General features: G+C 69.7%; 14 protein-coding genes. 10 read left to right on the plus strand and 4 right to left on the minus strand.

The annotated features are described in order from the left end of the window. Window positions 1–3: 3 nt before the first annotated feature. A complete protein-coding gene (locus VHB92_RS09865; protein WP_325453574.1) occupies window positions 4–2070 on the minus strand; it encodes an alpha-1,4-glucan--maltose-1-phosphate maltosyltransferase in 2067 nt (688 codons plus the stop codon). A gap of 116 nt (window positions 2071–2186) precedes the next feature. On the opposite strand from VHB92_RS09865, the gene glgP reads away from it, so the two are divergent. Continuing rightward, window positions 2187–4745, plus strand: a complete 2559-nt coding sequence (gene glgP, locus VHB92_RS09870; RefSeq protein WP_325453575.1) for an alpha-glucan family phosphorylase — start codon at window positions 2187–2189, stop codon at window positions 4743–4745. 57 nt (window positions 4746–4802) lie between these two features. On the opposite strand, the gene ybaK is transcribed toward glgP, so the two are convergent. After that, on the minus strand, window positions 4803–5357 hold the full coding sequence (gene ybaK / locus VHB92_RS09875; RefSeq protein ID WP_325453576.1) for a Cys-tRNA(Pro) deacylase: 555 nt from the start codon (window positions 5355–5357) through the stop codon (window positions 4803–4805). A gap of 2 nt (window positions 5358–5359) precedes the next feature. Continuing rightward, complete coding sequence (gene glgX, locus VHB92_RS09880; RefSeq protein WP_325453577.1) at window positions 5360–7408, minus strand: glycogen debranching protein GlgX; 2049 nt, start codon at window positions 7406–7408, stop codon at window positions 5360–5362. Window positions 7409–7427: 19 nt separating this feature from the next. Here glgX and VHB92_RS09885 point away from each other — a divergent pair, with 19 nt between their 5' ends. Together VHB92_RS09885 and mnmA are read left to right on the plus strand one after the other, a co-directional pair. Then, entirely contained in the window at window positions 7428–8711 is a 1284-nt protein-coding gene (locus VHB92_RS09885; RefSeq protein WP_325453578.1) for a cysteine desulfurase family protein, read from the plus strand. Window positions 8712–8848: 137 nt separating this feature from the next. After that, window positions 8849–9955, plus strand: a complete 1107-nt coding sequence (gene mnmA, locus VHB92_RS09890; RefSeq protein WP_325453579.1) for a tRNA 2-thiouridine(34) synthase MnmA — start codon at window positions 8849–8851, stop codon at window positions 9953–9955. Between the two features lie 181 nt (window positions 9956–10136). Here mnmA and VHB92_RS09895 read toward each other — a convergent pair whose 3' ends face one another. Further along, window positions 10137–10673, minus strand: a complete 537-nt coding sequence (locus VHB92_RS09895; RefSeq protein ID WP_325453580.1) for an RBBP9/YdeN family alpha/beta hydrolase — start codon at window positions 10671–10673, stop codon at window positions 10137–10139. 85 nt (window positions 10674–10758) lie between these two features. On the opposite strand from VHB92_RS09895, the gene ligA reads away from it, so the two are divergent. From ligA to VHB92_RS09930, 7 genes are all read left to right on the plus strand, one after another. Beyond that, a complete protein-coding gene (gene ligA, locus VHB92_RS09900; RefSeq protein ID WP_325453581.1) occupies window positions 10759–13182 on the plus strand; it encodes an NAD-dependent DNA ligase LigA in 2424 nt (807 codons plus the stop codon). After that, a complete protein-coding gene (locus VHB92_RS09905) occupies window positions 13179–15149 on the plus strand; it encodes an alkaline phosphatase family protein (protein WP_325453582.1) in 1971 nt (656 codons plus the stop codon). Before ligA ends, VHB92_RS09905 begins: the two co-directional genes overlap by 4 nt. Before the next feature lie 220 nt (window positions 15150–15369). Then, window positions 15370–15669, plus strand: coding sequence for an Asp-tRNA(Asn)/Glu-tRNA(Gln) amidotransferase subunit GatC (gene gatC, locus VHB92_RS09910; protein ID WP_325453583.1), 300 nt, complete (start codon window positions 15370–15372; stop codon window positions 15667–15669). Then, window positions 15669–17222, plus strand: a complete 1554-nt coding sequence (gene gatA, locus VHB92_RS09915; protein ID WP_325453584.1) for an Asp-tRNA(Asn)/Glu-tRNA(Gln) amidotransferase subunit GatA — start codon at window positions 15669–15671, stop codon at window positions 17220–17222. The genes gatC and gatA overlap by 1 nt, the downstream gene beginning before the upstream one ends. Further along, a complete protein-coding gene (gene gatB, locus VHB92_RS09920; RefSeq protein WP_325453585.1) occupies window positions 17222–18718 on the plus strand; it encodes an Asp-tRNA(Asn)/Glu-tRNA(Gln) amidotransferase subunit GatB in 1497 nt (498 codons plus the stop codon). The genes gatA and gatB overlap by 1 nt, the downstream gene beginning before the upstream one ends. Window positions 18719–18897: 179 nt before the next feature. Beyond that, window positions 18898–19224, plus strand: a complete 327-nt coding sequence (locus VHB92_RS09925) for a YciI family protein (RefSeq protein ID WP_325453586.1) — start codon at window positions 18898–18900, stop codon at window positions 19222–19224. Window positions 19225–19361: 137 nt separating this feature from the next. Continuing rightward, window positions 19362–20981 carry a DUF7059 domain-containing protein gene (locus VHB92_RS09930; RefSeq protein WP_325453587.1) on the plus strand — a complete coding sequence of 540 codons (1620 nt, stop codon included), beginning with the start codon at window positions 19362–19364 and terminating at the stop codon, window positions 20979–20981. Window positions 20982–20986: the final 5 nt, after the last annotated feature.

Consider the following 20986-nt stretch of genomic DNA (forward strand, 5'->3'; position numbering starts at 1 on the left):
CCTTCACGTTGGGTTGTTGACACTGAGGATGTGCACGGGCTCGTTGAACGGATCCAGGCGCACGTAGTTCACCTCGCCCCAGGACCAGGTCTGGCCGGTTACGGCATCCGTGACGTCGTACCGGGATCCCGGCTCGAGTCCGATCGAGGGCAGGTCGAGACGCACGAGCGTCTCCCGGACGGCGTGCGGATCGACGTTGGCGACGACGATGACGGCGTCGGCGGCCCCCGTTCCGGTGAACTCCGCAGGCAGAAGCTTGCTGTAGACGAGCACGGCCTCGTCGTCGCTGGCCTGCAGGCGCAGGTTGCGCAGCTGCCGCAGCGCAGGATGCGCGCGCCGCACCGCGTTGAGCATCGTGAGGTAGGGCGCAAGCGAATCGCCTCTCGCCTCCGCCGCCGCGAAATCGCGGGGCCGGTACTCGAACTTCTCGTTGTCGACGTATTCCTCGGCGCCCGCTCGGGCGACCGATTCGAACAGCTCGTAACCGGAGTAGACGCCCCACAGCGGAGCGGCCGTTGCGGCGATCGCCGCGCGCACCTTGAACGCTCCGCGCCCGCCGAACTGGAGGTACTCGGTCAGGATGTCCGGCGTGTTCACGAACAGGTTCGGCCGCATGAAGGCGTCGGTCTCGTGCGAGATCGAATCCAGGAACTCCTCGAGCTCCTCCTTGGTGTTGCGCCAGGTGAAGTAGGAGTACGACTGCTGGAAACCCGCCTTGGCGAGCGTACGCATGACGGCAGGCCGGGTGAACGCCTCGGCGAGGAAGACGGCATCCGGCTCCTGCGCGTTCACGGTGTGGATCAGCCACTCCCAGAACGCGACCGGCTTCGTGTGCGGATTGTCGACGCGGAAGATGCGGATGCCCCTGCGCATCCAGAGCCGGACGATGCGCAGCACCTCCGCCCTGATGCCCTTCGGATCGTTGTCGAAGTTGATCGGGTAGATGTCCTGGTATTTCTTGGGCGGGTTCTCGGCGTAGGCGATCGAGCCGTCCGGCAGCCGGGTGAACCATTCCGGATGCTCGCGCACCCACGGGTGGTCGGGCGACGCCTGCAGGGCGAGGTCGAGCGCCACCTCCAGGCCTTCCTTCCTGGCCGCGGCGACGAAGTGCCGGAAGTCGGCCTCCGTTCCCAGCTCGGGATGGATCGCGTCGTGCCCGCCTTCGGCGGAGCCGATGGCCCACGGCGATCCCGGGTCGTTCTCGCCGGCCTCGAGGGAGTTGTTCGGGCCCTTGCGGTACGCGCGGCCGATCGGATGGATCGGCGGCAGGTAGACCACGTCGAACCCCATGGCCGCGATGTCGCGGAGCCGGGACTCCGCCGTGCGGAACGTGCCCGACGACCACGACCCGTCCTCGTGCCGCACGGCGCCGACCGACCGGGGGAAGTACTCGTACCACGACGCCACCCCGGCCCGTTCGCGTTCGGCGAGCACCTCGTACTCGCGGGACTCGGTCACCAGGCTGCGCAGCGGGTTGCTCGTCAGATAGTCGAGAACGCCATGCTCGTCGAGGGCATCGAGCCTCGCGGTCGCGGGCCGTCGCCCCTTGGTCAGCGTGGTCGCCTCGTCCCTCAGCCAGGCGGCTTCGTCGGCGGTGCCGCACGCGTCCGCGGCACGCTCCAGCAGCTCGGCACCCATCGCGAGCATGAGGTCGACGTCGATGCCTGCCGGCACCTTGATCGTCGCCGCATGCCACCACGTCGCGACATCGTCGGCCCACGCCTCGACGTGGAACCGCCACGTGCCGTGCTCGTCGAGCAGGGCAGTGGTGCACCAGCTGTCGGTTCCTGGGTTGACCGGCGACATCCTGCGCCGGATGCTCGTGCCCGACGGCGACGTGAGCAGCAGCTCGACGCCGATCAGGTCGTGCCCTTCGCGGAAGGCCACGGCAGAGAACGGGACCACCTCGCCCGCGAACGCCTTCGCAGGCCATGCGCCGTTCTCCACGACGGGGGAGACCTCGAGGATCGGGAGGCGACCGAGCACCGGCCGGTAGGCATCGGCGGCCGGCCGCTTCGCTGCGCGCGGCGCTCGCTGAGGACTGGAGGAAGGTGACGACGTGGCCGGCATGCTCCGACGGTAGCGCGCCGACTGGTCGAAATCTCGGCCTTGCGCTCCGCCGGGGAGATGGTGATGCGAGACGGGTGTTCACACAGCCGACACGCGGCATGGGTAGGGTGGCGCGAGTGAAAGCCTTCCGTCGATTCACGGTCCGTTCCGCCATCCCCGACGCGCTGCAGGCACTCGACGAGCTGGCCTCGAACCTGCGCTGGTCATGGCATGAGCCCACGAGAGACCTGTTCCGCCACATCTCGGAGAACCTGTGGCGGAGCACGAACCACGACCCGATCGCGCTGCTGGGTGCCGTGAGCCCCGAGCGGCTCGCGGAGCTCGCCGACGACGACGGGTTCGTCGGCTGGGCCAACGGTCTTCGCGACGACCTTCACAGGTACATCGCGGAGCCGCGCTGGTATCAGACGCTCGAGAACGCCCCGCAGTCGATCGCGTATTTCTCGCCCGAGTTCGGCATCGCTGCGGCACTGCCTCAGTACTCGGGAGGCCTGGGCATCCTCGCCGGCGACCACCTGAAGAGCGCCTCGGATCTCGGCGTCCCCCTCACCGGCGTCGGCCTCTTTTACCGCTCCGGCTACTTCGAGCAGTCCCTGACTCCCGACGGCTGGCAGCAGGAGAGCTATCCGGCGCTGGACCCGGACGGCACGCCGCTGTCGGTGCTCCGCCACGCCGACCGGGCACCCGCCATCGTGTCCCTCGCCATGCCGGATGGCCGCACCCTGAACGCGCGCATCTGGACGACGCTCGTCGGACGCGTGCGTCTGCTGCTGCTCGACACCAACATCCCGGAGAACGACGACGATCTGCGGAGAGTGACCGACCGGCTGTACGGCGGCGGCGGGGAACACCGGCTGCTGCAGGAGCTGCTGCTCGGCATCGGCGGTGTCCGCGCCCTCAGAGTGGCGACGAGTCTGCTCGGGGGACCGGCGCCCAGCGTGTTCCACACCAATGAAGGGCACGCCGGCTTTCAGGGGCTCGAGCGCATCGCCGAGCTGATCGGCGACGGCCTGACGTTCCCCCAGGCGCTGGAAGCGGTGCGCGCCGGCACCGTGTTCACGACGCACACGCCGGTGGCGGCGGGCATCGACCGGTTCGAGGCGCAGCTGGTTCGGCGCTACTTCGAGCGGCACGAACTTCTGCCAGGGGTCGACGTGGGCAACGTCATGCGCCTCGGTGCTGAGGACTATGCCGGCGGCGACCCCGCCGTGTTCAACATGGCGGTCATGGGCCTTCGCCTGGCTCAGCGCGCGAACGGCGTGTCGAAGCTGCACGGCGCCGTGTCACGGCACATGTTCGCCGGGCTCTGGCCGGGATTCGATCCCGACGAGGTGCCGATCGGTTCGGTGACGAACGGTGTGCACGCACCGACGTGGACCGATCCGCTCCTGACCGAGCTGGCGCAGAACAGCCTCGGAACGGCCGACACGACGCACGCCGACTGGCTCTCGCCGCAGCTGACCGACGAGCAGCTGTGGTCGGTTCGCGACCGGATGCGCGAGAACCTGGTTCAGGATGCCCGCGCCCGTCTCACCGCCGAGCTGCGGCAGCAGCGCAGGGATGCGATCACGCCGGCCTGGCTGTCGACAGTCCTCGACCCGCACGTGCTCACGATCGGATTCGCGCGTCGCGTCGCCACGTACAAGCGGCTCACGCTCATGCTGCACGACAAGGACCGGCTCACGCGCCTGCTCAACGATCCGGAGCGCCCGGTGCAGCTCGTGATCGCGGGCAAGGCGCATCCGGCCGACGACGGCGGCAAGCGGCTGATCCAGGAGCTCCTCGAGTTCGCGGCGGCGCCGGAGGTGCGTCACCGCCTGGTGTTCCTGCCCGACTACGACATCACGATGGCGCAGACGCTGTACCCGGGGTGCGACATCTGGCTGAACAACCCGCTGCGACCGCTCGAGGCGTGCGGCACGAGCGGCATGAAGGCGGCGCTGAACGGCGCGCTCAACCTCTCCATCCTCGACGGGTGGTGGGCCGAGTACTTCGACGGCGAGAACGGCTGGGCGATCCCGTCCGCCGACGCGGCGGGCGATGGCGCCGAGCGTGACGCACTGGAGGCGAACGCGCTCTACGACCTCATCGAGCACCAGATCGCGCCGCGCTTCTACGACAGGAGCGAGAACGGGGTGCCCTCCGGCTGGCTGCAGCAGGTTCGGCACACGCTGAAGACCCTGTCGCCGGAACTGAGCGCCGACCGCATGGTGCGACAGTACGTCGAGGACCTCTACGTCCCGGCCTGCCGCGAGTCCGCGGAGCTCGCGGCCCAGCAGTACCAGAAGGCCAGGGAATTCGCGCAATGGAAGGCGCGCGTGACGCAGGCATGGCCGGAGGTCTCCGTGGTGTACGTGGAGTCGGGTGGCGTGGATGCCGTGCCGCAGGTGGGCGACCGGCTGCGCCTTCGTGCCCATGTCGCTCTCGGCTCGCTGACGTCGTCAGATGTCACGGTCGAGGTCGTGCACGGCCTCATTGATCAGACGGACCAGCTCGTGGGCGTTCGACGGGAGCGGCTGCAACCGCGCGACGGCGGCACGGACGGGACGGTCGCCTTCGAGGGAGTCGTTCCCCTGGATCGCTCAGGCGCGTTCGGGTACACGGTGCGCGTGGTGCCTGACAACTCTGCCATGGCGAGCCCGGCGGAGCTGGGCCTCGTCGCCACGGCGCACTGAGCTGCGTGCCGGCGCGCCCGCCTCAGCGAACGATGAAACCGTGGCGGCGCGCCCGCGTCAGCGGGCGATGAGCGCCAGGCGTCCGCCGGTGATGGCGAGCAGGTCGGCCGGGGCCAGCTCCAGGTCGAGGCCGCGTCGGCCGCCGGAGACGTAGACGGTCTCGTGAGCGGATGCCGAGGCATCCAGCACGGTGGAGAGCCGGCTCTTCTGTCCGATGGGGGAGATGCCGCCGACGACGTAGCCGGTCTTGCGTTCCGCCGCAGCAGGATCCGCGAGCGCGGCCCGCTTGGCTCCGACGGCCGTCGCGAGAGCCTTGAGATCCAGCTGCCGGGAGACCGGCACGATGCCGACGACGAGCCTGCCGTCGGCATCCGCCAGCAGCGTCTTGAACACGCGTGCTTCGTCGACGCCGAGCTCGCGCGCCGCCTCGGCGCCGTAAGCGGTGACGGCGGGGTCGTGCTCGTACGCGTGCGACGTGAACGGGATGCCTGCCCTGCTGAGCGCCGTCGTCGCCGGTGTCGCCGCCGCCCCGGCGCCACGGGCGGCACCTCGCCCGGAGCCGGGGCGTTTGGTCTGGCCGGGGCGGTTCGCACCCGGTGTGCGCTTCGACACGGTCAGCCGTGGGCCCGGAACAGCTTCATCGACGTCGGCTCCATCGTGACGCTGTGCCCTGGCGGGAACTCGCCGTCTGCCGGCGTGACGGTCTCCGACGCGCTGTCCCAGAGCAGCGTGTAGCACGCGACGCCCTCGTGCGACGGGAGGGTGACGGTCGTCGGGGTCTCCAGGCCGTGCACCACGAGGAGGATCCTGTTGAACTCCTCGAACTCGGGCGTGGATGCCGCCAGATACTGCAGGGTGCGGTTCTCGGGCGAGTCCCAGTCCTCCTCGGCCATGGTGTTGCCGCCAGCGTCGTACCAGTCCAGCTGGCTGGCGCTCGGCACGGTCTCGCCGAATCTGCCGAACCGCACCGGCCGCAGGGCGGGGTTCTCCCTGCGCAGCCGGATCAGCTCGGCGGTGACGGCCGCGAAGTCGCGCTGGCGCTCGTCCCAGTCCCAGCTGAACCAGGTCAGCTCGTCGTCGTGGCAGTACGCGTTGTTGTTGCCGGACTGCGTCCTGCCGTACTCGTCGCCCGCCGTGATCATCGGGATGCCTGCGGAGAGCAGCAGGGTGCCCATGAGGTTGCGAGCGGCCTTGCGACGCACGGCGAGGATGCCTTCGTCATCGGTCGACCCCTCCACGCCGTGGTTGAACGAGCGGTTGTCATCCGTTCCGTCGCGGTTGTCCTCGCCGTTGCCGAGGTTGTGCTTGGTGTCGTACGAGACGAGGTCCTCGAGCGTGAACCCGTCGTGCGCTGTGACGAAGTTCACCGAAGCGAGCGGACCCCGCTGCGGACTGAACAGGTTCGACGAGCCGGCGAGCCGGGTGGCGAACGACCCGATGCCGGTGGGCGCCGATCCGCTCCGACGCGCCTCGGCGATGTCGGTCAGCCAGAACGAGCGCACCCGTCCGCGGTAGCGGTCGTTCCACTCGTGCCAGCCGTCGGGGAACCCGCCCGTTCGCCAGCCGCCTTCTCCGACATCCCACGGCTCGGCGATGAGCTTGACGCCTTCCAGGTACGGGTCGTCGACTATGGCGTTGAGCAGGGAATGGTCCGCGTTGAACTCGCCCGTGGCGTCGCGACCCAGCGTGGCGGCCAGGTCGAACCTGAAGCCGTCGATCTGCACGTCGTCGGCCCAGTAGCGCAGCGAGTCGAGCACGAGTCGCTCGGCGACGGGCTGCCCATAGTCGATGGTGTTGCCGACGCCCGTGGTGTCGATGTACGACCCGTCGGCGTTGTGCCGGTAGTAGGTGGCATTGTCGATGCCGCGCAGGCTGGTCGTCGGCCCGCCCAGCCCCTCTTCCGCCGTGTGGTTGTAGACGACGTCGAGGATGACCTCGAGCCCCGCGGCATGCAGCAGGCTGACCATGCCCTTGAACTCGTGCAGCACGGCATCCGGTCCGGATGCCTGAGCCTGCTTCGTCGCGTACGGCGCGTGCGGCGTGAAGAAGTTGAGCGTGTTGTAGCCCCAGTAGTTCGTCAGTCCCAGACGCGCGAGGCGCTCCTCGGTGACGAACGCCTGCACCGGGAGCAGTTCGATGCTCGTGACGCCGAGGCGGTGGAAGTGCTCGATCGTCGCGGGATGCGCGAGGCCGGCGTACGTGCCCCTCAGCTCCTGTGGCACCGCCGTGTTGAGCGCGGTCAGGCCCTTGACGTGCGCCTCGTAGATCACGGTGTGGTCGCGAGGCACGCGCGGCTTGGTCGTGCCCGCCCAGTCGAACGCGTCATCCATCACGACGGAGCGCCACTCCTTGGCGCCGGAGCGCAGGAGCCCGCGGGAGTACGGTTCGATGAGGAGCTTGCGCTCGTTGAAGTGGTGCAGTGGTCCGCGCGGCCCCCAGCAGCGGATGTTGTACCGCGTGCCGGCCCTCAGGTGCTCGGACGTGGCCGTCCACACGTCGCCGTTCCCACGCACGAGCGGCACGCGCTCGATCAGCCAGTGCTGATCCGAGTCGTCGAAGACCAGCAGCTCCATCCCCGTGGCGTTCTTCGAGTACACCCCGATGGTGCCGCCGTCCGGGCCGCTGTGTACGCCGAGCTGGGACAGAGGATCCTCGCTGGGCATGCGTCCTACAGTAATTCCTATGCCGGTCTACCTTGACCACGCCGCAACCACGCCCGTTCTGCCCGAGGCCATCGAGGCGTACACGCGCGCGCTGACCGCGGTGGGCAACCCGTCGAGCATCCACACGGCAGGTCAGTCGGCCAAGCGCATGCTCGAAGACGCCAGGGAACGCGTGGCCTCCGCCCTGGGCTGCGAGAGCATCGAGGTCGTTTTCACGTCGGGCGGTACCGAGGCGATCAACGCCGGCGTGAAGGGACTGTACTGGGCGGGCGCACGGCGCGGTGCCACACGCATCCTCGTGCCGGAGGGCGAGCATCACGCCACGCTCGACACCGTCGAGTGGCTCGAGGCGTACGAGTCGGCACAGGTGGAGTGGATACCGCTCGACAGGGACGGCTTCGTGCGCCTCGACGCGCTCCAGGAATCGCTCGAACGCGAGCCCGGCACCATCGCGCTGCTGACGTTCCTGCTGGCCAACAACGAGGTCGGCACGGTGCAGCCCACAGAGCGCATCATCGCGCTCGCCGCGGCGGCCGGCGTGCCCGTGCACGTCGACGCCGTCTCCGCCTTCGGGCATCTTCCGCTCGACTTCGCCGGGATGCGTGCCGGAACGGGCTCCGTAGGAGACCGCGGCCTCGTCGCGCTCAGCGTGTCGGCGCACAAGGTCGGCGGTCCGGTCGGTGCGGGCGCGCTGGTGCTCTCCCGCAGCGCCACGATCGTGCCGCTCATCCACGGCGGCGGACAGCAGCGCCAGGTGCGAAGCGGCACCCAGGACGTGGCGGCGGCCTCGGCGTTCGCCGTCGCAGCCGAGGCGGCGGAAGCGGGCCGAGTCGCCGAGAGCCTGCGGCTCGCCGGCCTGCGGGACCGGCTCATCGACGGCGTGCGGCGTCTCGTTCCCGACGCCGTCCTGAACGGACCGGATCCGGCACCCCGTCCGTGCGAGTCTGCGTCTTCCGAGCCGTCCGCGCGTTCCGGACGGGACGGCGGCGACGTGCGCCTGCCCTCGAACGCGCACTTCACCTTCCCCGGATGCGAGGGCGATTCGCTCCTGTTCCTCCTGGACGCCGCCGGCGTCGAGGTGTCCACGGGTTCGGCGTGCCAGGCGGGAATCCCCGAGCCCTCCCACGTGCTCCGCGCGATGGGACGCGGCGAGGACGAGGCCCGTGGGGCGTTGCGCATCACGCTGGGCCGCACGTCGACGGAGGCGGACGTGGACGCGTTCCTCGCGGCGCTGCCTGCGGCCTATGCGCAGGCATCCAGAGCGGGTCTCGCCACTCGCGCTTCCGCGCTCGGCGCTCGCTGACGGCTCTCGGGGACGCCGAGGGTTCGCCCGGACGTTCGCCGCCTCTCCGGATCAGGCTCTACGGGGCGACTGCCTGACGAGCTGTCTCCGCTCGCACCGCCGCCGGCACCCAGGCGCCATTTCGTAGACTGGGGCCCATGCGAGTTCTGGCGGCGATGAGCGGGGGAGTGGACTCCGCGGTGGCGGCGGCACGGGCCGTGGACGCAGGTCACGACGTGGTCGGCGTGCACCTGGCGCTCAGCCGCATGCCCGGCACCCTGCGCACGGGAAGCCGCGGATGCTGCACCATCGAGGACTCGATGGATGCCCAGCGGGTCGCGAACCTGATCGGCATCCCGTACTACGTGTGGGACTTCTCCGAGCGGTTCAAGCTCGACGTCGTCGACGACTTCATCGCGGAATACTCGGCGGGCCGCACTCCCAACCCGTGCCTGCGCTGCAACGAGAAGATCAAGTTCGCCGCTCTCCTTGAGAAGGCGCTCGCGCTCGGATTCGACGCCGTCTGCACCGGCCACTACGCGAGCATCGTGACCGATGCCGACGGCAACCGCCAGCTTCACAGGGCCGCGGCGTGGGCCAAGGACCAGTCCTACGTGCTCGGCGTGCTGACGGCCGAGCAGCTCGCGCACGCGATGCTCCCGCTCGGTGCGACTCCGTCGAAAGACCTGGTGCGGGCCGAGGCCGCCGAGCGCGGCTTCACCGTCGCGAAGAAGCCGGACTCGCACGACATCTGCTTCATCCCCGACGGCGACACCCGCGGATGGCTGGCGGAGCACGTGGGCACGGCCCCCGGCGCGATCGTGGACCGCGAAGGCTCCGTCGTCGGCAGCCACGAGGGTGCCCACGCCTACACGGTGGGTCAGCGGCGGGGACTGGCGCTGTCCGTGCCTGCACCGGATGGCCGTCCGCGCTTCGTTCTCGAGGTGCGGCCGAAGGAGAACACCGTCGTGGTGGGTCCGAAGGAGGCGCTCGACATCGCCGAGCTCGCAGGCACGCGCATCACGTGGGCCGGGCTCCCGCCCGAGGATGCCGGCAGTCCGTTCGCCTGCGAGGTGCAGATCCGCGCGCACGCCGACCCGGTGCCCGCCACCGCCTTCGTGCGAGACGGCGAACTGGTCATCCGGCCCGAGACGCCCATCAACGGGGTCGCGACGGGACAGAGCGCCGTCGTCTACCTCGGCACGCGGGTGCTCGGCCAGTGCACCATCGAGCGCACGGTGAGCGCCGTGCCCGCCGGCGCGTAGAACCCCGGCAGCTTCTCGCGCTCCTCGCTCTGCCGCCCCAGCGTGTGGGCGAGGGGGCAAAGGAACGAGGACACAGAGCGGCGCGGCCGGCCCGCCGTGACCCAGGACCTTGTCTCAGGACCTTGTCTCAGGACCGTGTCTCAGGACCGTGTCTCAGGACGCGTGTCTCGGGATGCCTGTCTCAGGACGGCAGGGCTGCTCCGGTTCCGGCAGCGAACGCGGTGAGGAGCCTTCTGCCCTCCTCCCACTCGCCGAGCCTGCTCGCCCGGTTGAGGTGTCCGTGCGGCCCGACGTTCACGATCGGGGAGCCCCACCACCTGCCGAGCTCGTCGAGGTGCTCGAGCGAACTGTACGGATCGTCGGCGGAGGCCACGATGACGGACGGGATGGCGAGGCGGCTGTGCGGAGCGGCGAAGCCCGTCGCCTGGGCAGGGAAGACCGGCCCGTTCTCGTCGGGCGGCGCCACGAGGAACGCGCCGGCCGCGCGTCCGCCGCGAGCGATCCACGATGCGGCGGCCAGGCATCCGAGGCTGTGCGCCACCAGCATGTCGGCCTCGTCCGTGATGCGGTCGATGGCCGCTATCCAGTCCTCGCCGTCCGGCTCGACGAACGATGCGGGAGCGATGCGCACCGCCGTCGGCCCCAGCGAGTGCTGCCAGATGGACTGCCAGTGGTCGTGCGGCGAGTCGTCGATGCCCGGCACGATGACGATGCGCATGCGTCCCCTCCTGCTCACGGCGACGGATCCTGCGGGTTGCGCCGCAATGCCCTGTCGCGTCGGTGGCCGCTCTTAGTATGGCGAGGTGACGGACATCCCCGCTGACTTCGACTCCGCGCGCACGGAGTCCGAGGAATTGCGCGAGCGCATCGAACGCAACCGCGTCGCCTACTACGAGGGCGGCAGCCTGATCAGCGACGCGGAGTACGACGCGGACATCCGCCGACTGGAGGCCATCGAACGCGAGTTCCCGCTGCTCGCTGCCCAGGACAGCCCGACCCAGACGGTCGGCGCCGAGGTGGCATCCGCCGGGTTCCCGCCGCATCAGCACGCCGAACGGATGCTCAGCCTCGACAACGTCTTCAGCGTCGACGAGCTGCGCGACTGGGCGGCGAAGACGGCGGATGCCTCAGGCCATCCGGTGCGGTGGCTCACCGAGGTGAAGATCGACGGCCTGGCGATCAGCCTCGCGTACCGCGACGGTGTGCTCGAGACGGCCACCACGCGAGGCGACGGAACCGTCGGCGAGGACATCACCGAGAACGTGGACTGGATACCGGTCATCCCCCGGCGGCTCGAGGGCAGCGGCTGGCCGGCGTTCTTCGAGGTGCGCGGCGAGGTCTTCCTCAAGACGGTCGACTTCGAGTTCCTCAACGAACGCCAGCATCAGCTGCAGGAGCAGTACGCGGCCGAGCAGCGAGCGAAGGGCAGGTCGGAGGAGGAGATCAAGACCCGCTACCCGGAGTTCGCCAACGCGCGCAACACGGCGGCCGGAAGCCTGCGTCAGCGCCGGGAGAACAAGTCGCCGCAGGAGATCGAGCTCATGCGAGAGCGCCAGGGCCGGCTGTCGCTGTACCTGCACGGCATCGGCGCATGGAACGACCCGCCCGTGGCGACACAGTCGGAGATCTACGATCTGCTGCGCGGATGGGGCCTGCCGGTGTCGCCGCACAATCGCGTTCTCGACGACGTCGAGGAGGTGTTCGCGTACATCGCGGAGATGGGGGAGCGACGCCACTCGCTGGAGCACGAGATCGATGGTGTCGTCGTCAAGGTCGACGATCTGGCGACGCACGACGAGCTGGGCGCCACCAGCCGCGCACCACGGTGGGCGATCGCCTACAAGTACCCGCCTGAGGAGGTGTTCACGAAGCTGGTGGACATCCTCGTCGCGATCGGCCGCACCGGTCGAGCCACGCCGTACGCCGTGATGGAGCCCGTGAAGGTGGCGGGCAGCACGGTGCGCCAGGCGACTCTGCACAACCAGGAGGTCGTCAAGGCCAAGGGCGTGCTGATCGGCGACACGGTCGTGCTGCGCAAGGCCGGAGACGTCATACCCGAGGTGCTCGGGCCCGTTCTCGAGCGGCGCGACGGCAGTGAGCGGGAGTTCGTGATGCCGAAGGACTGCCCGGAGTGCGGAACCGAGCTGCGGCCTGCGAAGGAAGGCGACATCGACCTGCGCTGTCCCAACGCGAGGTCCTGCCCTGCCCAGGTGCACGGGCGCCTGGAGCACATCGGGTCGCGCGGCGCGCTCGACATCGACGCGCTCGGCGAGGTCACGGCGGCGGCGCTCACGCAACCCGCTTTCCCCGCCGAGCCTCCGCTCATCACGGAGGCCGGACTGTTCGACCTCACAGAGGAGCAGATCGTTCCGATCCAGGTCGTCGTGCGCGACGTCGAGACGGGCGAGCCGAAAGTGGATGAGACCACCGGGCTTCCGGTGCGTCGCGCCCCGTTCCAGAAGGTCACGCTCACCTATCCGCCGGGAACGGCCGAGCTGTCGCCGGCAGAGCGTCGCAAGGCAGGGGTGAAGAAGGACTACCGGCTCGTCGCACCGTCTGAGGCCGCTGTGACGCTGCTCGCGGAGCTGGAGAAGGCGAAGCAGAAGGAGCTGTGGCGCTTTCTCGTCGCGCTCAACATCCGGCACGTCGGGCCGGTGGCCGCCAGAGCCCTGGCGTCGTGGTTCGGCTCGCTGGATGCCATCCGCACGGCGACCAGAGACAAGCTCGCCGCCGTCGACGGCGTCGGCGGCATCATCGCCGACGCCGTGCTCGACTGGTTCGAGGTCGACTGGCACCGCGAGATCGTGGACCGCTGGGCGGCGGCCGGCGTGCAGTTCGCGGTGCCCGGGCATCCGGGCCCCGGAAAGGCGGGTGACGCCTCGGGCCCGCTGGCCGGTCTGACGGTCGTCGCGACCGGGTCGCTGGAAGGCTTCAGCCGCGAAGGCGCCATCGAGGCCATCATCGCCGCCGGCGGCAAGTCCGCCTCGAGCGTGTCGAAGAAGACCGACTATGTCGCGGCCGGGCCGGGCGCAGGGTCGAAGCTCACGAAGGCCGAGGAGCTCGGGGTGCCGATCCTCGATGCCGCCCAGTTCGCGCTGCTGCTCTCCGGTGGTCCTGCCGCGCTCGTGGGCGCAGGTGCGGACGACGCGGCCGACGGGGACGCGCCCGATGGGCAGAACACGGTGGAGAACAGCGAGTCGGTCGACCCTGACGGACAGACGCTGTGAGCGGCGAAGGCGAAGGCCGCGGCGTCGCGCCAGAAGGCGATGACCGGCTCGCGAACAACGCTGCACCCGGGAATGACGCCACGAATGACGCCACCGTGCCGCCCGTGTCGGGCGAGGAGGGCGAGTCGGGCGCCGAGGCTGCAGGTGAGGGCCGCAAGACCCCCACGTCCCGTCGTGCCTTCCTGCGCGGCGCGGGGATCGCAGCGGCAGGTGCCGCTGCCGGCGGTGTCGTGGGCGGCGTGATCGGCGGTGTCGTGGGTGCGGCAGCGGGTCGCGGGAGCGTGCATCCGGAGATCGAGCGTGAGCTCGGGCTGCTTCCGGTGCCGTCGAAACCAGGCTTCGATCACCTCATCGTGATGATGTTCGAGAACAGGTCATTCGACAACATCCTGGGATTCCTCTACGCCGACGAGAAGCCGCCGAGGGCCCAGCACTACGAAGGGCTCGACGTGCGTCGCGATATGAATCGCGATCCGCTCACCGGCCAGGACATCCCGGTGCACGTCTACAACGGCACGACCGACTTCGTGATGAGCCAGCCCAACCCCGACCCGGGGGAGGAATACCCGTTCGTCAACCAGCAGCTGTTCGGCACCGTCGACCCGCCGGCGAACGCGGGCAAGTTCTTCTGGCAGATGGAGCCCCCGTTCAACGCCCCGCCCGCCGGCGCCAAGGCCGACATGAGCGGTTTCCTGGCGGACTACATCGACCACCTGCGCACAGAGCGCCGCGGCGTCACACCCGACATCGACGAGTACCGGCACATCATGGGCGCGTTCGATCCCACCATGCTCCCCGTCTTCTCCACGCTGGCCCGCGAGTTCGCGGTGTACGACCACTGGCACTGCGCCGTGCCGTCGCAGACGTTCTGCAACAGGTCGTTCTTCCACGCGGGAACTTCGCACGGCTTCGTCACGAACAACGGCGGCCGCGGCTTCCGAAAGTGGTTCGATGTGCCGGCCGACGTGCCGACCATCTTCAACCGACTGGAAGACGCGAAGATCAGCTGGGCGATCTACTTCGACGACAACCAGTTCCTCTCGATGACCGGATTCATCCACGCCCCGGCGCTCGAGCCGTTGTGGAAGACGGACCACTTCCGCACCATGACGCGCTTCTACGACGACGTGAAGCGCGGCGAACTGCCCGCCTACTCGTTCATCGAGCCGCGCATGATCTACGACCACAACGACATGCATCCGCCCGTGGGTCCGATGACGAGGACGGATGTCGACGGCCAGATCATCCAGGGCGGCGCGATCTCCGACGTGCGGGCGGGCGAGGCACTGCTGCACAAGGTGTACACGGCGGTGCGGACGAGTGCGACCCTGAACGGCTCCAACGCCATGAACACCATGCTGTTCGTCACGTTCGACGAGCACGGCGGCCTGTACGACCACGTGCCGCCGCCCGCGGCCACACCGCCCTCCAGGCGGATGGGACGCACCGAGATGGGCTTCGGGTTCGATCGCCTCGGTGTGCGGGTTCCCGCTCTGGCCATCTCGGCGTGGACGGCCAAGGGTCAGGTGATCAGCGAGACCATGCACCACTCCAGCGTCATCGCGACCCTCGAGAAGAAGTACAAGCTCGAACCCCTCACGAGGAGGGATGCCGGAGCGCCGACGATCGACAACGCCATCACGCTGACGCGCCCGAGGCAGCCTGCCACCTGGCCCCAGACGCATCCGCAATGGGTGCCGCCGAACCCGGAGGCCGGGCCGCCCGTCGTCGGACCGGACGGCGACCGGCCCCTCGGGTCGCCCGGCGTCGGGCTTCTCGGCATGCTCATCGCGCACTACGGCGCGGACGAGATGGCCGTGCCCCGCACGTATCGCGAGGCGTACGAACTGATCGAGGTGTCGGGCAAGGGACTGTTCGGCACGGGGCCCAGGCCGGCGGAGCCGCTGCTGCCGCCGCTCACTCCCGCACCGACCCCCACTCCCGGCCCGACGTCGACGAGCGGGTGATGCCGGGGCCCACGTCGACGAGCGGGTGATGCCCGGCCCGAGTGTGGTGATGCCCCACGTCGACGAGCGGATGATCCTGGCCCGATGTCGCAGATCGCGGGCCGCCGGGCCTCTCGGGCGTCCGCTCGGCGACAACGGTCACGTAGAGCGCGCCGAGCCGGTCGCGCCCGCCGAATAGACTGGAGGGCATCCCTCGAACCCCACTGAGCGACGGAGACCCATGCCCGACATCAGCGCCGACCAGGTGCGGCATCTGGCCGAACTGGCCCGCATCGACCTCAGCGAAGCCGAACTGACGAACCTCACGGCGGAGCTCGTGCAGATCGTGGATTCCGTGGCGAAGGTGAGCGAGGTGGCCACGCCCGACGTGCCGGCCACGAGCCACCCGATCCCCATGACGAACGTGTTCCGCGAAGACGAGGTGCGGCCGGGACTGACCGTCGAGCAGGCGCTGTCCGGCGCGCCGGATCGCGAAGGCGATTACTTCCGGGTGCCGCCGATCCTGGATGAGGAGGCGTGATGTCCGACCTGACACGGCTCACCGCAGCACAACTGGCCGACGAGCTCGCCTCGTCGCAGGTCTCGAGCGTGGAGGCGACACGCGCGCACCTCGACCGCATCGCGGCCGTCGACCCCGACGTTCATGCCTTCCTGCACGTCGCATCTGAGCGGGCGATCCGCACCGCGGAGTCGGTGGATGCTCGCAGAGCAGCAGGCGAGGAGCTCGGCCCGCTCGCCGGGGTGCCCGTGGCGATCAAAGACGTGCTGTGCACGTACGACATGCCCTCCACGTCGGGTTCGAAGATCCTCGAGGGCTGGATCCCGCCGTACGACGCGACGGTCGTGCGCAGACTGCGGCACGCCGACCTCGTTCCGCTCGGCAAGACCAACATGGACGAGTTCGCCATGGGTTCGTCGACCGAGCATTCCGCGTACGGTCCCACCCGCAACCCGTGGGACCTCGAGCGCATCCCTGGCGGATCGGGCGGCGGCTCAGCCGCTGCCGTCGCCGCGTTCGAGGCTCCCGTCGCGCTCGGCAGCGACACAGGAGGATCGATCCGGCAGCCGGCGGCGGTCACCGGATCCGTGGGCGTGAAGCCGACGTACGGAGGTGTGAGCAGGTACGGCGCGATCGCCCTGGCGAGCTCGCTCGACCAGGTGGGGCCGGTCGCCCGGACCGTGCTGGATGCCGCGCTGCTGCACGACGTGATCGCCGGCCACGACGCGCTCGACTCCACGTCGCTCGACCACCGGTGGCCTTCGATGGCGCAGGCGGCGAAGGCTGGGCTCGAGGATGACGCGCTGAAGGGCCTGCGCTTCGGCGTGGTCAAGGAGATCTCGGGAACCGGCGAAGGATTCCAGCCCGGCGTGAAGCAGCGCTTCGACGAGACCGTCGCCCTGCTCACCGCTGCCGGCGCCGAGGTCGTCGAGGTCTCGGCACCCAGCTTCGAGTACGCGGTCGCCGCCTACTACCTGATCCTGCCGGCGGAGGCCTCGAGCAACCTCGCCCGGTTCGACTCCGTGCGTTTCGGTCTGCGCGTCGCACCGCAGAGCGGCCCGGTGACCAGCGAACGGGTCATGGCAGCCACGAGGGATGCCGGCTTCGGTCCCGAGGTCAAGCGCCGCATCATCCTCGGCACGTACGCGCTGAGCGCCGGCTACTACGACGCGTACTACGGCAGCGCGCAGAAGGTGCGCACGCTCATCCAGCGCGACTTCGCCGACGCGTTCGCCAAGGCCGACGTGCTGATCAGCCCCGCTGCGCCGACGACGGCGTTCAAGCTGGGCGAGAAGATCGACGATCCGCTGGCGATGTATCTCAACGATGTGACGACGATCCCGGCGAACCTGGCCGGCATACCGGGCCTCGCCCTTCCGGTCGGGCTCGCCCCGGAGGACGGTCTGCCGGTCGGCCTGCAGATCATGGCTCCGGCGAGGCAGGATGCGCGGCTGTACACCGTGGGCGCCGCCCTGGAGCGGTTGCTGGAGAACGCGTGGGGCGAGCCGCTCCTCGCGCGGGCGCCGCAGCTGGCGCAGACCGAGATGTTCGCGAGCGAGGAGGGAGCGGTCTGATGGCCAAAGACAAGCTGATGGACTACGACAAGGCTCTCGAGCTGTTCGAACCGGTGCTCGGATTCGAGGTGCACGTCGAGCTGAACACGAAGACCAAGATGTTCTGCGGATGCGCCAACGAGTTCGGCTCCGGCGCCAACACCAACACGTGCCCCACCTGCCTCGGCCTGCCGGGCGGACTCCCGCAGGTGAACCACAAGGCGGTCGAGTCGAGCATCCGGCTGGGGCTGGCGCTGGGTTGCGACATCGCGGAGAGTTCACGGTTCGCGCGCAAGAACTACTTCTACCCCGACACGTCGAAGAACTTCCAGACGTCGCAGTACGACGAGCCGATCGCGCACGACGGCGAGGTCACCGTCGAGCTGGAGAGCGGCAGGCAGGTCACGGTGCTCATCGAGCGGGCCCACATGGAGGAAGACGCGGGCAAGCTCACGCATGCGGGCACGACCGGGCGCATCCAGGGAGCCGACTACTCGCTCGTGGACTACAACCGGGGCGGCGTGCCGCTCGTGGAGATCGTCACAAAGATCATCGAGGGCGTCGATACCGACGCGCCAGAGGTGGGACGGGCGTACGTCGCGCACATCCGCGAGCTCGTGAAGGCGCTCGGCGTCTCCAACGCGCGCATGGAGGAGGGCAACGTCCGCTGCGACGCCAACGTCTCGCTCCGGCCACGCGGCTCCAAGGTGCTCGGCACGCGCACGGAGACGAAGAACGTGAACTCGCTGCGCTCCGTCGAGCGCGCCGTGCGGTACGAGATCCAGCGGCAGGCCGCCATCCTGGATGCAGGCGGCACGATCACGCAGGAGACCCGCCACTGGCACGAAGACACCGGCACCACCTCGTCTGGTCGCCCGAAGAGCGACGCCGACGACTACCGGTACTTCCCCGAGCCCGACCTCGTCCCTGTGGCGCCGAGCCGCGAATGGGTCGAGGAGCTGCGCGCGACGCTGCCGGAGCCGCCGTCCGAGCGCAGGGCCCGGTTGCGCGCCGACTGGGGTTTCACCGCTCTCGAGTTCCAGGACGTCGTCAACGGCGACCTGCTGGATGCCGTCGAAGCGACCGTCGCAGAGGGCGCGGCGCCGGCATCCGCTCGCAAGTGGTGGACGGGCGAGATCACCCGCATCGCGAACAGCCGCGGCGTCGCCGCCCCCACCCTGGTGTCTCCGCTGCACGTGTCCGAACTCGTCGCGCTGGTCGAGAGCGGCGACCTCACCGACCGGCTCGCCCGGCAGGTTCTCGAGGGCGTGATCGACGGAGAGGGCTCGCCCACCGAGGTGGTCGAGGCGCGCGGCCTCAAGGTCGTCTCCGACGACGGGGCGCTCATCTCCGCGATCGACACGGCGCTGGCCGCGCAGCCCGACGTGCTGCAGAAGATCCGCGACGGCAAGGTGCAGGCTGCCGGCGCCGTGATCGGTGCGGTGATGAAGGCCATGAAGGGTCAGGCGGACGCCGCGCGGGTGCGCGAGCTCGTCCTGGAGCGCGCAGCCCAGTAGGACGTTTCCGATCGCCTGCCGAACCGTGGCGGTTCGCGCCGGATTCGTTGTGCCGGATTCGTTGTCGCGGATTCGTTGTGCCGGATCCGTTATGCGGATTCGTTGTGTTCGGAGCCTTTATGTCGGATTCGCACGTTGCCGCTCGACGTGTCATCGAGTGAACGACGAAAGGAAAGCTCATGCGATACATGCTTCTGATCTGCACGGACCCCAGCGGTGAGCCGGAGGCGCCAGGCGACATCTCCATCGATGAGTGGGTGGCGGAGACGGACGGCGCGGGCGAGCGGCTTCTCGGCGAGCGGCTGCCTGCTGAGACGGCGAAGGTCGTGCGCCGCAGGGGAGAGCGGCTGCTCATCACGGACGGGCCGTTCGCGGAGTCCAAGGAGCAGATCGCCGGATTCGACGTCATCGAGGCGGAGTCCCTCGACCGCGCTCTCGAGATCGCGTCCCGGCATCCGATGGCGAGGGGCGGCCTGGTCGAGGTGCGCCAGTTCTACACGGAGTAGCGCCCAGGTGTGCCGCTCGCCGGCACGCACGGGCGAGCTCAAGCCCGGAGAAGCCCGGACAGGCGGTGTGCCGCGCGGGTGCAGCCCCGGGGCGGAAGCCTCGCCGGCCCCACCCGCATGCATGGTTGAATGGCGGGATGCCGGACGACGCCACCCAGAGCTCCTCCGTCACCGTGGACCCTACAGATGCCGTGCGCGTCGATGCGGGCCTGATCGCGCGGCTGCGCTCCGACCTCGAGGCGGCCGACTTCAGCGTCGCCGCCCTCGACGCGCTCTGGGGCGAAGAGGCGGCGGCCGCCCTCTTCCGCGGTCATCGCGTCGCGGCACGGAGGGCTCTTGCTCCTCATCTGGCGGGGGGCGAGCCGCTGGCGGCGCTGGCGGCCGGGTTCGTGCTCGGGCTTCCCGTTCCGGAAAGCGCCATGGCCCAGGCGTTGGTGTCCCTCGGCGTGCGGGATGCCATGAACCTCGGTCTCGTCGAGCGCGTGGGCGGCGGACCCTCCGGCGGCCAGGACGCCACGGTGCGACCCCTGATCGATCTGCGTCCCTACGCGTTCTCCGACGCGGCAGGGTCCGGCCAGTGGTGGATCGCGTCCGATCTCGGCGAGCTCGCGCTCGGCTGCGCGCTCCGCGAAGACCACGTGCTCGGCGTCGGCGGCGCCTCGCACACGCTGAGCTCGATCATGATGCGGGACCGCGTGCGAACGGCGCTCGACCTGGGAACCGGATGCGGCATCCAGGCGCTGCACGCCGCAAGGCACGCCGACCTCGTCGTCGCCACCGACATCTCCGCAAGGGCCCTGCTGTTCGCCGAGTTCAACGCCGTGCTGAACGGCGTCGACAACATCCGCTTCCGGTGTGGAAGTCTGTTCGAGCCCGTCGCGGGAGAGTCGTTCGACCACATCGTGTCGAATCCGCCGTTCGTGATCACGCCGCGCGTCGCCGGCGTTCCCGAGTACGAGTACCGGGACGGCGGCCTCACGGGAGACGCGATCGTCGAGGCGGTCGTGCGCGGCGTGCGTGACAGGCTCAACCCCGGCGGCGTCGCCCAGTTCCTCGGCAACTGGGAGTATCGAGGCGAACAGGAGGCCTTCGACCGGGTGCGCGAATGGCTCGGCGACGAGCGGGAGCAGGGCGCGCTCGACGCGTGGTTCGTCGAGCGCGAGCTCCAGGACGCGCCGCAGTACGCCGAGACGTGGATCCGGGACGGCGGCACGCGGCCGGGCACCGAGGACTTCGAACGGCTCACGGATGCCTGGCTCGACGATTTCGCCGCCCGCGATGTCCGGTACGTCGGATTCGGCTACGTGACCCTGCGCCGCCCGGCGGACGGCGTCGTGACCTTGCGGCGGTACGAGTCCGTCGAGTCGAGCGGCTCGCAGGAGAGCGGGCTCGGCGCTCACCTGGCGCGCGGGCTGCGTGTCGGCCGGTGGCTGGCATCCGTCGACGACGAGCAGCTCGGCCTCGCCACGCTGATCGCCGCCCCGGATGTGACGGAGGAGCGGCACTACTGGCCGGGCAGCGACGATCCCGCCGCGCTCGCACTCGTGCAGGGCGGTGGATTCGGCCGTCGCACGGCGGTCGAGACCGGACTCGCGGGCTTCGTGGGCGCGTGCGACGGCGATCTCCCCGTCGCGGTCATCGTCGGCGCGCTTGCCGACCTGCTCGACGTCGACGCGGCAGATCTCGCCGCCGAGCTGCTCCCGCGCGTGAGGGAGCTCGTGTTCACCGGGGTGCTGGAGCCCACCGCTCTGGACTGAGCCGG

This window comes from Humibacter sp. (assembly GCF_035547335.1).
Classification (GTDB): Bacteria; Actinomycetota; Actinomycetes; order Actinomycetales; family Microbacteriaceae; genus Humibacter.

Excerpts from the sequence above, each read along its gene's own strand:
- VHB92_RS09925 (WP_325453586.1), top strand. The coding sequence starts at position 18,898 with ATGCGATACATGCTTCTGATCTGCACGGACCCCAGCGGTGAGCCGGAG.
- VHB92_RS09885 (WP_325453578.1), top strand. The coding sequence starts at position 7,428 with ATGCCGGTCTACCTTGACCACGCCGCAACCACGCCCGTTCTGCCCGAG.
- VHB92_RS09865 (WP_325453574.1), bottom strand. The coding sequence starts at position 2,070 with ATGCCGGCCACGTCGTCACCTTCCTCCAGTCCTCAGCGAGCGCCGCGC.
- VHB92_RS09895 (WP_325453580.1), bottom strand. The coding sequence starts at position 10,673 with ATGCGCATCGTCATCGTGCCGGGCATCGACGACTCGCCGCACGACCAC.
- gatA (WP_325453584.1), top strand. The coding sequence starts at position 15,669 with ATGTCCGACCTGACACGGCTCACCGCAGCACAACTGGCCGACGAGCTC.
- glgX (WP_325453577.1), bottom strand. The coding sequence starts at position 7,408 with ATGCCCAGCGAGGATCCTCTGTCCCAGCTCGGCGTACACAGCGGCCCG.
- VHB92_RS09930 (WP_325453587.1), top strand. The coding sequence starts at position 19,362 with ATGCCGGACGACGCCACCCAGAGCTCCTCCGTCACCGTGGACCCTACA.
- mnmA (WP_325453579.1), top strand. The coding sequence starts at position 8,849 with ATGCGAGTTCTGGCGGCGATGAGCGGGGGAGTGGACTCCGCGGTGGCG.
- gatC (WP_325453583.1), top strand. The coding sequence starts at position 15,370 with ATGCCCGACATCAGCGCCGACCAGGTGCGGCATCTGGCCGAACTGGCC.
- gatB (WP_325453585.1), top strand. The coding sequence starts at position 17,222 with ATGGCCAAAGACAAGCTGATGGACTACGACAAGGCTCTCGAGCTGTTC.